This is a genomic window from Microcoleus sp. w2-18bC1 (genome assembly GCF_036700365.1).
In the GTDB taxonomy this organism is placed as follows: Bacteria; Cyanobacteriota; Cyanobacteriia; order Cyanobacteriales; family Microcoleaceae; genus Microcoleus.
In genome coordinates this window covers 1-16,586 of sequence record NZ_JAUBOS010000045.1, presented here as the reverse complement: position 1 = coordinate 16,586, position 16,586 = coordinate 1, and the positions used below count along the sequence as shown (strand labels likewise).

The 16,586-nt window shown below is 45.6% G+C and carries 7 protein-coding genes and 1 pseudogene; 3 read left to right on the top strand and 5 right to left on the bottom strand.

All coding sequences use genetic code 11. The features are described 5' to 3' along the window. Positions 1-60: 60 nt before the first annotated feature. The 3 genes from tpiA to QT979_RS20225 all read right to left on the bottom strand — a co-directional run bounded on the left by tpiA (position 61) and on the right by QT979_RS20225 (position 2,101). Complete coding sequence (gene tpiA, locus QT979_RS20235; RefSeq protein WP_333295203.1) at positions 61-786, bottom strand: triose-phosphate isomerase; 726 nt, start codon at positions 784-786, stop codon at positions 61-63. A 75-nt stretch (positions 787-861) separates the two neighbouring features. Beyond that, the gene (locus QT979_RS20230; protein ID WP_006633749.1) at positions 862-1,047 is read right to left on the bottom strand and encodes a PCP reductase family protein; all 186 of its coding nucleotides are present in this window, start codon (positions 1,045-1,047) and stop codon (positions 862-864) included. Between the two features lie 100 nt (positions 1,048-1,147). Next, complete coding sequence (locus tag QT979_RS20225; protein WP_333311508.1) at positions 1,148-2,101, bottom strand: hypothetical protein; 954 nt, start codon at positions 2,099-2,101, stop codon at positions 1,148-1,150. 164 nt (positions 2,102-2,265) lie between these two features. Here QT979_RS20225 and QT979_RS29070 point away from each other — a divergent pair. The 3 genes and pseudogenes from QT979_RS29070 to QT979_RS20215 all read left to right on the top strand — a co-directional run. Continuing rightward, positions 2,266-2,420: pseudogene (locus QT979_RS29070) on the top strand (IS701 family transposase); the annotation flags it as partial. A 514-nt stretch (positions 2,421-2,934) separates the two neighbouring features. Then, positions 2,935-3,948 carry a PleD family two-component system response regulator gene (locus tag QT979_RS20220; protein ID WP_333311507.1) on the top strand — a complete coding sequence of 338 codons (1,014 nt, stop codon included), beginning with the start codon at positions 2,935-2,937 and terminating at the stop codon, positions 3,946-3,948. Between the two features lie 225 nt (positions 3,949-4,173). Continuing rightward, complete coding sequence (locus tag QT979_RS20215) at positions 4,174-10,206, top strand: response regulator (protein WP_445304796.1); 6,033 nt, start codon at positions 4,174-4,176, stop codon at positions 10,204-10,206. Positions 10,207-10,537: 331 nt separating this feature from the next. On the opposite strand, the gene QT979_RS20210 is transcribed toward QT979_RS20215, so the two are convergent. Further along, on the bottom strand, positions 10,538-14,398 hold the full coding sequence (locus QT979_RS20210) for a GAF domain-containing protein (protein WP_333311505.1): 3,861 nt from the start codon (positions 14,396-14,398) through the stop codon (positions 10,538-10,540). A gap of 568 nt (positions 14,399-14,966) precedes the next feature. Next, positions 14,967-16,346, bottom strand: a complete 1,380-nt coding sequence (psbC, locus tag QT979_RS20205) for a photosystem II reaction center protein CP43 (protein WP_333216871.1) — start codon at positions 16,344-16,346, stop codon at positions 14,967-14,969. Positions 16,347-16,586: the final 240 nt, after the last annotated feature.

Genomic DNA, 16,586 nt, shown 5'->3' with positions numbered 1-16,586 from the left:
TTTAATTCCCGCTGCCCTTGTTCACTTACCAATTAGCAATTACCAATTAGCAATTATCTATTACTGATAATTGACAATTCGAGCAAAACTCGCAGCTTCCAAACTAGCACCACCTACCAGAACCCCGTCAATCTCAGGCATCGCCATAACTTCATCAATATTCTCCGGTTTAACAGAGCCGCCGTACTGAATTGGCACGCTAGGATTAGTCAATTTACTGCGAATCAAACCAATAACTCGGTTAGCTTCCTTCGTTTCGCAAGTATCGCCAGTGCCAATCGCCCAAATCGGCTCGTAAGCAATTACCAACTTATTTTGGTCAACACCAACTAGATCTTTTTCCAACTGAGAAAAAATGTGAGATTCAGTTTCCCCTGCATCTCGCTGCTGCTTGGTTTCCCCAACGCACAGAATCGGAATTAAATCGTATTTCTGAGCCGCTTTCAGCCGCAAATTCACCGTTTCGTCAGTTTCCCCAAAATATTGGCGTCGCTCGCTGTGGCCGATGATGACATAACGGACACCAAGTTCACTCAGCATTGGCCCGGAAATTTCCCCAGTAAAAGCTCCAGACTCTTGCCAGTGAACGTTCTGAGCACCGAGTCTGATCCGGCTGCCGTGCAAATTTTTCGAGAGGACAGCCAAGGAAGTGAAGGGAACGCAAAGCACGACTTCCCGTTCCTCTGGGGTTTCCGTCAGGCAGGACATGAATCCTTGAAGAAACTCTAGGGATTCAGTCCTAGTTTTGTACATTTTCCAGTTGCCAGCAATAACTATTTTCCGCACGGGTGACTCAGTAGCTCTGTGAACATCAAAATCAGGCAACTTATAGTTTAAGGCTTTAGCGTACCTTTCGATCCTTCATTGCCCAAACTCGATGCGAGCTTGCTCAACTAAGTCAACGGTGACGACTTCGGTTTCGGCTTCGCGGGCCAACTGCTCGATGCGGACGCGAGCTTGTCCCCGGACAAAGTAGGGAATATTTTTCAGCTTCGCCTTGGCTTCTGGCGTCCATTTTAAATCATCGGAAAATTCGGAATCGGGCATGGCGTATTGAGCGATCGACTACAAGCCTTCATGGATCTGGCTTTGATGGAAAGCCTGGATGTCTTAAATTTACCACGAGTTGCGATCGCCCCACACCTGATCACTCTGCCTTAAATTTGTTGCTTAAAATAGCCGACGCTTCTTGTAAAAGCTGATTCTGCTCTTCTCGAATTGCCTCCAATCTGCCCAAAATATTAGCAAGTCGTTCTTGAGACTCCAAACGGTTTGATTCAACTCCCCTCAATTGTAAACCTGAATTATTTTTGTCTTGGGGATTCTTTGAAACCAATGAGTTTACAGCCACTCCACCGACATTACTTACAGATTTAGAGCCGACACTCACAACTCTTTGCATAAATTTTACAGGGCTTTGCAGAATAAATAACCATCCTCCAGCAAAAAAGCTACTTAAACCCTGAAAAAGACCCAATATAATGAATATAAATAGTAGCAAACTTGCTAAAGATATCAGCGGATGACTCACCAACCAGAAGACTACAGGGTGAGCATCAATCCAATCTTTGACAGTACCATTGATAGCACTTTTGATGGCATCTGAAACGGCACCGCTCATATTTCCCGCCTTGTTAATGCTATCTTCTAATGAAGCCTTAGCCTTTTCTGTAGCTTGATTGACACTTTCTACAGCTTGGCTAGTGCTTTGATTCAGAGTATTGACCGCAGAGTTAGTAGTTTGATTGATCGTTTCTTTAGCAGTTGCTGCAGAGTGAGAAACAGCATCAACAGCCTTGTTGGTACTTTCACTGACGCGACTAACTGCTTGATTCGCGACTTCCGATATAGAAAGTCTCGCTTTTTCTGTTTTCTCCGCTACAGTACCTAAAGCATTGTTCGTAGCTTGATTAACAGTATTGACTGCAGAATTCGTAGTTTGACTGAGAGCTTCTTTGGCCTGAGATGCAGTTTCGGCGAGAGAAGATTTAGCTTCTGCTGTTGCTTCTGAAACAGAATTCACTGCTTTTCCGACTTGTTGCGTCCAAACTTCTTTCGTTTTTTGAACGCTTTGAGAAAAATCAGGGAGTGCTACTGCCATAGTAAGTTATCTCCATCAAGTTAATTTACTCTTTGCCAGTTATTATAGTATATACCAATGCTAAATGAGTCATAAACTTTTTACCCACCCCAACCCTCCCCGAACTCGCGGGGAGTCCGTAAGAAATTCACAAATGATGCGAGAATTCTATAGTATTAGCTTCCATGCCCCCATGCTTTGAAAGATAGTGCCAACGCTTTGACGATGTGTTCCAGACTCAAGCCCAAAGACAGGAGTTTAGACACTATCTGGGGGGATTATTGGGAGAAAGGAGAGAAACAACCTATCCGAGAACGCGCAAAAGGCTGTAAATATTTCTTAACAAAGCTTACGCCTTTTGGCCGTCAGAGCTTCCTAGTGCGAACAAACGCTCAACTAAGGGCGAAGCTATACGCGATAATGTGACCATCAGATGTATTTCCCAAAAATAGCTCGGACGATCGCTCAAAGATGAGGTAGGAATTTGATGCACCTAAAAAAGGCTGAATTAAGTTGAGAAATATAGCATATTATTCGAGCGGCGATCGCCAGATAACAGGTGATCGTTCGTCAAAGCTCGCTCGACGTTGTAAAAACTGTTTAAAACCCCAAAAATAATTACATATTTACAAAAATTAGTGCAAGTGACCAGACTTTATATCTCCGAAAAAAAGCGACAAATTTTAAGTAGAGTGTGGCTGTTGGTTTAATAAACCGGACGCTACCTAGGATGTTGTTGCGGCAGCTTAGCTGGTGTATAATTTATGACATATTAGCCAATTTTTTACTTTCCATCCCAAGCTCAAAATATGCTAGGCTAGAATATTTCCAAAGCTTGAGATACACCATGACGTATGTATCAATCATTAGAAGAGTCAGCCATTTCGACTAACCCATCTACGGAATCGTCCTCTCTAATTCTGATTGTGGATGACGATGCCTTGATGCGTTTGCAACTTCGACTGTATTTACAGAAGGAAAAATACCGAGTGGCTGAAGCTAATGATGGGTTGACAGGGCTAGCAGTTTATGAGGAAGTACATCCAGACCTCATCCTGCTAGATGCAGTGATGCCCACTATGGATGGTTTTGCTTGTTGTCAAAAATTATCTGAAGTGGCTCAGAGCGATCGCCCACCTATCTTGATGATTACTAGCTTGGAAGACAAAGAATCTGTCGATCGAGCGTTTGCAGCGGGAGCGGCTGACTATATAACCAAACCAATTCACTGGGCTGTTCTGGGACAGAGAGTGCGACGGTTGATTCAGCAATTCCACTTGCAACAGCAACAAACCCTACTTTACAAACAGCTAGAAGCCGCCAATCGGCAATTAAAATACCTCGCGTCAATTGACGGCTTGACTCAGATTGCCAATCGCCGTCAGTTTGACCAACAGCTAGAGGAGGAGTGGCGACGCATGACGAGGCAGCAAACTCCTTTGTCACTGATTTTGTGTGATATCGATTTATTCAAGCCTTACAACGATACTTATGGACATCAAGCAGGGGATGTATGTTTACAGCAAGTTGCCGCAGCTCTCAATCGCAGTATTAATCGAGCTGGAGATTTAGTCGCACGTTATGGAGGTGAAGAATTTGTAGTGATTTTGCCCGAAACAGAGCTTGAGGGAGCCGTCCAAATCGTTAAAAAAATTCAGGCTTGCATCCAAGCTTTAGCAATAGTTCATAAGAGTTCTCCGAATCATTGTATTACGCTCAGCTTCGGTATTACCAGTGTGATTCCTACCCAAGAGAGCCGGCCAGAAACTTTAATTACTGCTGCCGATGCAGCACTTTATCAAGCCAAAGACCAAGGTCGTAATACTTTTTGCACCAAGATTCATACAGTTAATGAATTCACCCGTTAAATCATAAGGGTAAAAACTATGCCTCTCGTAATTGGGAATAATTATTTTTTAAAAGTTTAGGAAAATATCAAGTCCTGCATGAGTAAGCCTTGATTTTAGTATTAAAGCCTCAATAATCGGTTGTGCGACATTCATGAAAACTGTCAGGGATAGAACGAGAGTGTGTCTACGACAATTTTTTATCAAAATTAGTTTATATTCAGCAAGTAGCGATTCTAGAAGTTTATGGAAAGAGCTAGCTCAGTGCGTGATCAAAGATGGTTTGGTGCGATCGCCCTTCTCACTGGTGCGGGTGTTCTGGGCAACCATTGCAATTTGTCTCTTTTCTTTGGGGTTGATTTCCTCTTTGGCAGTATTCCCATACTGATTATTACTTACTACTTCGGCTGGGGCTGGGGAGGCGTGGCTGGTCTAATTGCAGGCAGCTATACTTATATCCTTTGGCATCATCCATACGCCACGATTATTTTGGTAATTGAGGCTCTGTTTGTAGGGTTTCTTTGCAAGAAGCGCCAACAGCCAAATATCCTTTTATTCGATGGGATTTACTGGTTCTTAATTGGAATGCCCCTCGTTTGGCTTTTCTACGGTCAAATGATGCACATGGAAGCGAATCAGACCATCCTCGTTATGTGCAAGCAAGCAGTCAACGGCATTTTTAATGCCTTAGTTGCCAGCTTAATCATTTCGTATGCGCCGATTTCTCGGTGGATTAGTCCTTCAAAGCATCTCGCCCTCTCTTTACAACAAACTATTTTTCATCTTTTGGTTGCTTTTGTCTTTATTCCAGGACTGATGCTATTAGTTCTTGATGGTAGATACTTTGTTGGTCAAATCCCAACGACGGTGCAAACGGAGTTACAAGCAAACGCAAAAACTATCACTAGCGCAATATCTCGATGGCATCACCGATACCTCACAGCTTTGAACCAATTAGCTGACATATCGCTCATGCCTGAAGCCACCACTGCTACTAATCAAGCGATTCATTCATCCCAGCAGCTACAACAAGACATTCGCCTGATCGAGCAGTTGTTTCCAGATTTCGACACAATTTATGTTGCCGATTCATCTGGAACAATTTTAGCTACTTCTTCTCCTTTAGATCAAACCCGCCGGCGATTGATCGAACAAAGCAGGGAACATCAATCTCTAATTCCCCTGGCTCAAGAGCGGTTGAGACCTTGGATGACTCCTATCCACAAAGATATATTAGTGGACGAACCTCATGTAGGATTGAATGTACCCCTGCAATTTCAAGGTCGTTTTCTTGGGCTGATCCACGGTTCATTAGCATTAAGCCAGATCAAAGCTCTCTACATTTTCCAGAGAAACAATCAGCAACTAGGCATTACATTACTCGATGAAAACAACCGAGTCATTGCTAGTAATCAATCCGACCAAAAGCTTTTGACCAGTGTTCAGGAGTCAAAGGACGGCAGCACTCGCACCTTAGAGGGAACCTTGCAGCAGTGGCTTCCTAGCAATGGCAAGAATCCGATGATCCGTTGGAAAAATTCTCTGTATATACAGGAATTTACTATTAGCTCCGATCTCGACTGGAAATTACGCTTACAAATTCCAGCAGCTCCCTATGTAGAAAATTTACAAAATCGCTACAAGGTTGACTTGAGTATTCTACTCGTCGTCACAATGTTGGCATTTTTGTTTGCAACGTTGGTTAGCGAACGACTGGTCAAGCCATTATCTTATTTAGCTCGTGCGACTACTGACTTACCCAACAAGCTTTCAGAAGAAACATTTGAATGGAAACATACCTCTGTTAGTGAAATCAATGAGCTTGCTCGCAATTTTCAATTGATGGCGATCGCGCTTTATCAAAAATTTAGGGAGATTAAACACGCCAACGCTACATTAGAACAGCGGGTTCACGAACGAACGCAAAAATTATCCAGAATCAATCACTCTCTGAAAGGGGAAATTAAGAGACGTAAACAAGCCGAATCTGAACTAAGAACAAGAGAAGCGGCGATACGAGCTTTATATGAAGTCACTGCTACCCAAAATCTCAATTTTGAGCAGCGCATCCAAGCGTTGATTGACATGGGATGTCAGAATTTGGGGCTTGAAAGTGGCGTCTTGGCTCGTGTGCAAGATAACCGTTATGAGGTGATGGTTGCGCGATCGCCCGATCGAGTCCTGAAACCAGGTGATGTCTTTGATATTAAGCAAACTTTGTGCTGTGAAGCTTTAGACACAAATGAACCCCTAACCATCGAACATATAGGCACCTCAAAATGGCGTTACCATCCTGCCTATCTTGCCCTTGGCATGGAAGCTTATATTGGAACACGAGTTTTAGTTGCAGGCCAAGTCTACAGTACACTCAGCTTTTCTAGTAAATCTCCCCGTGCAGACAGCTTTAAATCTGCCCATGTGGAATTACTGAAGCTGATGGCTCAATGGATTGGTAGTGAAATTGAACGGCATCAGGCAGAAGTCGCTCTGCAAGCGAGTGAAGAGCGGTGGGAACTCGCCCTACGTGGTAGTAATGATGGGGTATGGGATTGGAACGTCAACACCAATGAAGTATTCTTCTCCGCTCGCTGGAAAGAAATGTTGGGCTACGAAGACCATGAAATTCCCCATCACTTGGACGAATGGAGCAAGCGGGTGCATCCCGAGGATCTCGGTTGCGTCATGCAAGTAATTCAAGATCACTTTGAGGGAAAAACTTCTTTTTATACTACGGAACATCGAGTTCTTTGTAAGGATGGGAGCTACAAGTGGATTCTAACTCGAGGGCAGGCGCTTTCGGATGAAGCGGGCCGAGTTGTCCGTATGACTGGTTCTCACAGCGATATTACCGAGCGCAAAAACTTAGAGCAGGAAATTCAAGCCAGAGAGCAATTATTGAATGCTTTTTTTAAAGGAGCTTCCCTAGCAGGGGTGGGGCTGTGTATCCACGATCGGCAGTTGAGATTTTTACAAATCAATGAGGCACTAGCTGAATTTAATGGCCACTCTGTGGAGGCTCACTTAAGTAAGACAACCGATGATATTTTGGGGGAATTTGCTCCTACTGTAAATGCACTGTTACAACAGGTTTTAACGACAGGAAAACCTTCCATCAACTTGGAAATGAGCACAGCACTATCCAGTCAAACGGGTGTCAAGCGCCACTGGCTCGTTTCTCACTTTCCCATTTTCAAGGATGCACAGCAGCCTATAGCAGTGGGTTGCATTCTAATTGAAATTAGCGATCGCAAACGAGCCGAAGCAGAACTGCAACAAATGAGTGCGGCTCTAGAAAATGCCGTGGCAGGCATTTCTCGGCTTGACCCTCAAGGACGCTATATCTCTGTCAATGTGACTTATGCTGCCATCTGCGGATATCAGCCCGAGGAACTGCTAGGGATGGACTGGCAAAAAACCGTTCATCCTGAAGATGTTGAGAAGATGGGGGCTGCTTATGAGCAAATGTTGAGAGACGGCAGAGTCGAAGCGGAAGCTAGGGGAATGCGAAAAGATGGCTCTAGCTTCTATAAACAATTGGTGATGGTTTCTGCTTATGACGAGCAAAATGTGTTTGTCGGGCATCACTGCTTCATGAAGGATATTAGCGATCGCAAGCAGGCAGAAGAAGCACTACAACGACAGTTGCAAAAGGCCCTACTGCTGAAGCAAATTACCCAAGAAATTCGTCAAAGCCTTAATGCTCAGCAGATATTTGCAACGGCTGCTATTCAGATTGGGCAAACTTTTGGGGTCAGTCGCTGCTTAATTAGCACATACCAGGACAATCCACTGGCTCAGTTTCCTGTCGTTGCAGAGTATCTAGGAGTGGGCTCTGGGCCTAGCGGCGAGCATAACCTTCTGGCGGCGAGTCCTGCTTATACAAAACGGTTGATGGCTCAAGATGAAGCGCTCGCCTCCCCGGATGTCTACTGCGATTCATTGGTCACCTGTGCTCATTCAATTTGTACCCGTCTGAATTTGAGATCGACATTAGCAGTGCGAACCTCTTACCAAGGAGAACCGAATGGTGCCATTTGTTTGCACCAGTGCGATCGTTACCGTCATTGGACTACCGATCAAGTGGAGTTGCTAGAATCCGTCGCGGCTCAAGTAGGAATTGCCCTAGCTCAAGCCAAGTTACTAGAGCAAGAAACTCAACAACGAGAAGAATTAACTCTGAAAAACTGTGCCCTGGAGCAAACTAGACGGGAAGCAGAAGCTGCGAACCGAGCCAAAAGTGAGTTTCTGGCGATGATGAGCCATGAAATTCGCACTCCCATGAATGCGGTTATTGGCATGACGGGACTACTGCTGGATACAGAACTCAAGGCTCAACAGCGAGACTTTATCGAGACGATTCGCAATAGTGGGGATACCCTCCTGAGTATCATCAACGACATCCTTGACTTCTCCAAAATTGAGTCGGGCAAGCTGGAGTTAGAAAAGCATCCCTTGAGCTTGAGAGATTGCATAGAAAATGCGATCGACCAACTTGCAGTTAAAGCAGATGAGAAGGATATTGAGTTGGGCTACCTCATCCAGCCTCAGACTCCTAAGTTGATTTTGGGTGATGTCACCCGTCTCCGTCAGATTCTAGTTAACTTGCTCAACAATGCGATTAAGTTTACCGAAACTGGGGAAGTTACCATTTCCGTGGAAGCCTCTCTAGTTGATCCTGACAAAACAATTTCTGAGCCAGGTAACTTGTCAGAAAGCTTGTATGAAATCCAGTTTGCCATTCAAGACACAGGCATTGGCATTCCAGCCAACCGGCTCGATCGACTGTTTAAGTCTTTTAGTCAAGTAGATGCTTCGACGACTCGGCAGTATGGAGGGACAGGTTTAGGTCTGGCGATTAGTAAGCGACTTAGTGAAACGATGAACGGCACGATCTGGGTTGAAAGCCGAGGCCACATCGGAGGAACCCCTTCACCAAAATGGCAAGCCGCTAAGCTTAATCGAGTCACAATGGGTTCTACCTTCTACTTCACGATTGTGGCATCCTCTGTGGCTACTGAGTTAGCGGAACCGATGGAAATGGTACCAGAACTATCTGGCAAGCGTTTATTAATCGTGGATGACCAGCCCACTAACCGAAAGATTCTGACGTTGCAAGCAGAGACTTGGGGGATGCAGAGTCTGGCTGCCCAATCGGCTGTGGAAGCGCTCAATTGGCTTGAGAGTGGAGAAACCTTTGATGTGGCTATTTTAGATATGCAAATGCCACAAATGGACGGTCTCACACTCGCCTCAGCCATCCACCAGCATCCTAAGTGCCACCGTTTACCCCTAGTGTTGCTGACTTCAATGGGCTACCCAGAAGCGATTTCTTCAGCGCTATCGACCCACTTTGCGGCTTTTTTAAGCAAACCCATCAAAAAATCCCAGCTCTATCAAATACTGATCCATGTGCTACAAGCTCAACCGAAAAAAGTTCAACAACAACTTCCTATATCTGTTCAGGATGATATGAAACTGGCCCAGAGACTCCCACTGCGAATTCTTTTAGCAGAAGATCATCTGGTGAATCAGAAGGTGGCACTGCTGCTGTTAGAGCGTTTGGGATACCGGGCAGATATTGCTGCCAATGGATTAGAAGTTTTGGAAGCCCTGAATCGCCAGCCTTATGATGTGGTGCTGATGGATGTACAAATGCCAGAGATGGATGGACTAGAAGCCAGCCGTCGTATTTGCCAGGAGTGGCCGGCTCATACTCGTCCCAGGATTATTGCCATGACGGCAAATGCCATGCAGGGCGATCGCCAGGTTTGTCTTGATGCTGGCATGAATGACTATATCAGTAAACCAATTCGACTAGAGGCTCTCAACCAAGCGCTGAGTCAGTGTCCACCCAACCCGGAACCGCAGCAGGCCCAAAAGGAGGAACCAGATAGCAACAAGCCAGAAATTGATGTGCCAGCAGTTAATCTTACAGAACTGCAAGCTTTCTGTAGCAGCATCGATCAAGATTCAACCCAGATTTTGAGCTTGCTGGCGAACTGCTACTTGGAGGAAGGTCTAAAGTTGCTAGAAGCTATGAAATTAGCGATCGCCCAAGGGGATACTCAAACCCTAAAGCGAGTGGCTCATACCCTCAAAGGTAGTAGTGCGAATCTAAGCGCTGCTCCTCTCGCCCAGCTTTGTCGCAGGTTAGAAGTCATCAGTACCTCTGGTGAACTAGATCAAGCCTCAACCCTATTGGCTCAAATCGAGGGTGAGTACGATCGTGTCAAAAATACTCTCCAACAAGAACTACAAAAGAGCGAAACTAATCTATGAAAGTCCATTAAATAGGTATCTTTTTGCATCAGGACTTAGGCAACTGTCACCTGGATGCCGCAAAATGACTATGCGATCGCATACGCATGATCAAGCCTGGTTCCAAATCTGTTAGCATCAGAATTATTATTCATATATCTCTTCTCTGCATCTGCGTGAATCAGCATCAATTCCTTGTCATCTGCGGTTCATAAATTATATTTTTTATTTTAACTGCAGATACAGACAGACTAACACCGAGTAACGCAGATTAATTAGATCAATTCTGGTTGGAGCGTCCGTGATTGTTGACTATTGACTGTTGGCTGGATTTTACAATAATGACTAATGACTAATGACTAATGACTAATGACTGCTGTCGAAGCGGAATCTCGATCACAAACTCAGTACCTTTCCCCAATTCCGAATTGCATTTTAAAACGCCGCCATGTTTCTCTACCACAATTTGGTAACTAATTGACAGTCCCAATCCAGTACCTTTTCCCACTGCCTTAGTTGTGAAAAAAGGGTCAAATATGCGTTTTCTCATAGATTCCGAAATTCCCGTACCGTTATCAGAAATCCGAATCAGCGCGCTAGGAATAGTACCATTAAGTTGACCGACAGCAGTAGAGATTTTAATTTGAGGAACTACAGATTGACCAGCGAGCAACTTGTTCGATTCCAAAGCATCGATCGCATTTCCAATTACATTCATAAATACCTGATTCAACTGTCCCGCATAACACTCAACTCGATGCAAAATGCCGTATTCTTTCACTAGCACAATGTTGGCACTGTCCGCATTAGATTTCAGCCTGTGCTGTAAAATTAACAGCGTGCTGTCAATGCCCTCGTGAATATCAACCGCCTTCATTTGACTTTCATCAAGACGGGAGAAATTCCTTAAAGACAAAACTATTTGACGGATGCGATCGGCTCCCACCTTCATTGACGATAGCAATTTGGGCAAATCTTCTAGCAGAAATTCCAAGTCAATATCTTCACTTAATTTGTCTATTTTAGGACTAGAATCGGGATATTGCTGCTGGTAAAGTTCCAGCAAACTAAGTAAGCTAGCAGTATATTCACTAGCGTGATTGAGATTGCCGTAAATAAAATTAACCGGATTGTTAATCTCGTGAGCAATCCCGGCTACCAGTTGCCCCAAACCAGACATTTTTTCAGTTTGAATCAATTGAGCTTGAGTGTGCTGCAAATCCTTTAAACTTTGAGCGATTTGTTCTGCTTGGCGTCTGGTTTGAGCCAGCAAATCGGCTTGTTGGATAGCTACGCCTAATTGATTAGCAATCTGAGCTAAAAAGTTAACTTCTGAACTTTCCCAACAGCGGGGCCCAGAATGTTGATACGCTGTCAGCAAACCCCAAAGTTTTTGTCCTACAAAAATCGGCGCTATCGCATAAGCCTTCACCTGAAATTGCTCTAAAATACCGACCACACACTCCGAGTGGCAAACTTGATAGATATCGTCAATGGCTAGAGTTTCATTGTTGGCATATCTGCCGCCTCGGTTTTCCTGCAAATAAGTATCTTGCCAAACTGTACTGATACCTTCCCCTACCAATTTTATCCAGCCATCTTTCACACACTCGGCTACATAATAGCCACTCCAATCAGGATTAAATTGATAGACAGCTATTCTATCAACTTGCATAAACTGACAAACTTCTTGAGTAGCCGTCTTAAAAATTGCGTCGATATCGAGAGACTCCCGAATCTTGGCTACCACTTCAAACAGTATCCGCTGTTGCTCGGCTACCCACTGTAAATAAACTGATTGCTGCCGCGTTTTAGCCAACAAATCTGCTTGTTCTAATCCTACACTCAACTGAATTCCAACTTGCGTAGCAAACTGAATTTCCGAAGTGTTCCAATGGCGCAAACCGCTGCACTGGTGCACGCACAGCAAACCCCAAAGTTCGCTGCCATTCATCAGTGGCATAATCACCTGAGCTCTAATTTGAAATTGAGCTAAAAGAGCAGCATGGCAGTCGGAAAGTCCAGCATTCTCGACATCTGGTAGCACTTGAATCTGTCCCTGACAGTATTTTTTTGCATAGTTTTCGCTAAAGAAATGATCGCGAACTTTTACATCCATTGCCGAAGAAAAACCAGGCAAAACATCTTCGGTAATAAATTCGCCTTCATTAAATTTTAAACTAGGATCGAAGCGATAAATGCCAACTCTATCTGCTTTTAATATCCGTCGCAATTCTGTAGTTGTAGTCCTAAAAATTGTATCTAAATCGAGAGATTGTCTAATCTTAGCAACTACCTCAAACAGTATTCGCTCCTGCTCTGCTGCCCGCTGCAACTCAACTGCTTGCTGCTGAGTTTGAGCGAGCAAATCTGCTTGTTCTAGGGCGATACTGAGCTGAGCGGAAATTTGGGTAGCAAACTTAATTTCGGAAGATTCCCAGTTGCGGGGAGCCGAACATTGGTGTACGCACAGCAACCCCCAAAGGTCGTTGCCTTTCATAATCGGTGCAACTAAAGTAGCTTTGACTTGAAATTGCTCCAATAGTTGCTCATAGCAATCTTGGAGTCCAGCCTGTCTGATGTCGGAAATTGTGTGAATTCGTCCCTGAGAGTAGAGATTGGCATACTTTTCTCCAAAGCAGCGATCCTGCACTTTGACTGCCATTGCTGACACAAAATCTGGCAAAACATTTTCGGAAACGAATTCGCCGTCGTTAAATTCCGACGCTAGTTCGAAGCGGTAAACCGCAACTCTATCGGCATTTAAAGCCCGTCGCACTTCCTGGGACATCGTGCTAAAAATCTTGGTCAAGTCGAGGGATTTCCGCATTTTTGCCACCACTTCAAACAGCACTCGCTGCTGTTGGGTCAACTGCTGTAGTTGAGCGGTGCGCTTTTGAACTTGATTTTCTAAATTTGTGTTAAGTTCCTCTATTTGTTGATCGAGTTGGTAGTGGTTAATAGCATTAGAAAAATGGGTGCCAAAAATTTGCATCAATTCAATTTCTTCAGCCTTCCAGTCGCGAATTTGGGCAGTTTTTGACTCTTTCCACGCTTCAAAAGATATCCGAGATTGGGCAAGCCGCCCGTCGCTATCAAACTGTCTAGCCCAGAGAGTTTCGGTGTCAAATTCTTCTCGAAAAATGGTCAAGTAACCGAATATGTGCTGGCGGGTTCTGAGTGGTACGATTAAAATGCTGCGAATTTTGGTCGCTCGAAATGCAGGTTGCAGGCTTCTCAAACTGCTAATTTGGTACAAGTCGGGAATTACCCAAACCTGTTGCTCGCCGGATTTAAAATATTCGTGCCAGACGCTGTATTGCTCAACCTGGGGGTATTTTGCGGAAATTCCCATCTTCGGCCCTGAGCCGCAAGTGTAGACTGTGAGTTCGCCAGTGGAGTTATCCGAATAGGGAACTCGGTTCGTAACCTTGCTGCTGTCGGAAATGAATGGCGTGGCGAAAATGCACAGCCTGCCGCCCGCGGCGTCTAGTGCTGCTACCGATTCTACCAAAGCCGTTTGGAGTTCAATCGCCGGCTGGGAGTTAAGGGCGGCAGCCACGCGGTTGACGGCAGCTTCCCGTTGAGCTTTCGCCCTCGCTTGGGCGAGGAGGGTTGATTGGGCTATGGCGACGCCGAGCTGATCTGCCACCATCTGAACGCCTTGGAGTTCGTTTTCTCCAACACTCCGGGACTCGGAGTGGTGAGATACCAACAACCCCCAGAATTCTTCGCCGTGAAAAATTGGTACTACTAAGCAAGCCTTAACGCCCAGTGCAGTCAAGTATTCAGCGTGGCAGGGGTCAACCGCACGAAAGTGCATTTGGTCGTCGGGCAGCAGTTGGCCCGAAACCGCCTCGCGGCGCGGACTTTGGCCTAGCTGCCCGGAATCTATATCGACGATCGATCGCACCTGTACTTGCGCGAACAATTCGCGGGCGTGAGGGGGAATATCGTCTGCTGGAAAATGCAGACCCAATAGGGATGGCAAGCGGTTGCCGTTAATTGATTCGGCAATCACTTCACCGCTACCGTCGCTATGAAATTTGTAGATTTTTACTCTGTCTGTTCCCAAGAAGGATTGAACTTCTGCTGCTGTTGCGCTCAGAATTTCGGGGAGTTCTAGAGAGCGGCGAATGCGGTTGGCGATGCGTTCGAGCAAATTTGCTCGATCGAACCTCACCTTGAGATTTTCGATCTTTAATGAGTCCATTATTAATCTTTTGCTTTCCTAGCAATAACAGTAAGCGGCCCACAAGTTTTGTGCCTGTTAAAAAATTTGGCAAGCACAGCCATTTAATAAAATATAAATATCCTGATGCCGATCGTCGATTAGTTTTACACCTGTAGCGATCTGCCTTAAAATTGCAACTTTCCATTGCAACTTTCCATTGTGTGGGATTACAACTTTTGTACTTTAAATATAAACTTTGTACAGCCTGCCTTGCAAGCTCTTTACCCCAACGGACTAAAATTGTCAAGTTTCAAGACTTGCAGAGTCATTCACCACAACCGATGAAGGTCGTACCGAAGTATCTGACTCCAGGATGCAAAAGCTGGCTGAAGAACGAGCTTACGGAAAGAAATAGCATGGAATTCAAAAGGTTAACTCAGAAACCGGGTTTATATGTCTAGGATTGGATCTGCTGCTAGCGGGTTCGGAGAATGGTCGATCGACAATCCGCAGCTTTTTCAGATATTTTTAGATCAAAAAAAAGCTCCTGCCGTTAAGCAGGAGTCTTTTTCAACTAGACAATCAAATCAGAAATAAATTCGATCGATTAGTCTAAGTCTGGCATAGAAAGTACCGCTTCATTTTCGCGATCGATACCCTTCTCAAAGCCAGCGACAGCCGCGCGAGCGCGACCAGCGTGCCACAAGTGGCCGACCAAGAAGAAGAAACCCATCACAAAGTGGAAACAGGACAGCCAAGAACGAGGAGAAGTGAAGTTAAACGAGTTAACTTCAGTCGCCACACCGCCCACAGAGTTCAAAGAACCCAAAGGAGCGTGAGTCATGTACTCAGCCGCGCGGCGAGCTTGCCAAGGCTGAATGTCATTCTTGATTTTGTTCAAGTCCAAACCGTTAGTACCGCGCAAGGGTTCCAACCAAGGGCCTTGGAAATCCCAGAAACGCATCGTTTCACCGCCGAAAATGATTTCGCCAGTAGGAGAGCGCATCAGGTATTTACCCAGACCGGTGGGGCCTTGTGCAGAACCGACGTTAGCACCCAAGCGTTGGTCGCGGATCAGGAAGGTCAAAGCTTGCGCTTGAGAAGCTTCCGGGCCCGTCGGGCCGTAGAATTCGCTGGGGTAAGCAGTGTTGTTGAACCAGACAAAGCAGCAAGCGATGAAGCCCATCAGGGACAAAGCACCCAAGCTGTAAGACAGGTAAGCTTCGCCAGACCAGATTAAGGCGCGGCGAGCCCAGCCGAAAGGCTTGGTCAAAATGTGCCAAACACCGCCAGCGATACAAATCAGGCCAAGCCAGATGTGACCGCCGATGATGTCTTCCATGTTGTTGACGCTGACAATCCAGCCTTCGCCACCAAAAGGAGAGCGAACCAAGTAGCCAAAAATCACAGCCGGGTTCAGGGTGGGGTTCGTGATAATACGCACGTCCCCGCCGCCTGGAGCCCAAGTGTCATAGACACCGCCGAAGAACATAGCCTTAGCAACCAGCAGCAAGCAACCGCCACCCAACAAAATTAGGTGATAGCCGATGATGTTGGTCATCTGGTTCTTATCTTTCCAGTCGTAGCCGAAGAAAGAAGAGTATTCTTCGAGAACTTCCGGGCCGCGAACGGCGTGATAAATGCCGCCCAAACCGAGAACTGCAGATGAAATTAAGTGAAGAACCCCGACTACGAAGAACGGGAAGATATCAGTGACTTCACCGCCAGGGCCTACGCCCCAACCCAAAGTAGCGACGTGGGGCATCAAAATTAAGCCCTGTTCGTACATGGGCTTTTCTGGGATAAAGTGAGCGACTTCAAACAAAGTCATTGCACCGGCCCAGAACACGATCAAGCCAGCGTGAGCGACGTGGGCGCCCAGCAGTTTGCCGGAGAGATTGATCAAACGAGCGTTGCCAGACCACCAAGCGAACCCGGAGGATTCTTGGTCGCGACCGCTTGCGTAGGAATTAGAGAGCGTTACCACCCGGTAGAACCTCCAACGATTTTAGATTTTGGATTTTGGGTTTTTTTGTTCCCTAGTAGGGCACGGGAGTACCGCACCTGCGCCGGGGAATAGGGATTTGGATTTCAGATTAAGTTAAAAAAACTAAATTAATCTGAAATCCAAATCCTGATTTTTTTAAAGTGCGTTACCGCGAGGCAGAACTTCTTCAGGGAAGATGAAGTTTTCGTGGGGTTGGTCTGTCGGAGCCATCCAAGCACG

Bases quoted from the DNA above. Each gene is read 5' to 3' on its own strand.
- QT979_RS20230 (WP_006633749.1), bottom strand. From the start codon at position 1,047: ATGCCCGATTCCGAATTTTCCGATGATTTAAAATGGACGCCAGAAGCC.
- QT979_RS20225 (WP_333311508.1), bottom strand. From the start codon at position 2,101: ATGGCAGTAGCACTCCCTGATTTTTCTCAAAGCGTTCAAAAAACGAAA.
- QT979_RS20220 (WP_333311507.1), top strand. From the start codon at position 2,935: ATGTATCAATCATTAGAAGAGTCAGCCATTTCGACTAACCCATCTACG.
- QT979_RS20215 (WP_445304796.1), top strand. From the start codon at position 4,174: ATGGAAAGAGCTAGCTCAGTGCGTGATCAAAGATGGTTTGGTGCGATC.
- QT979_RS20210 (WP_333311505.1), bottom strand. From the start codon at position 14,398: ATGGACTCATTAAAGATCGAAAATCTCAAGGTGAGGTTCGATCGAGCA.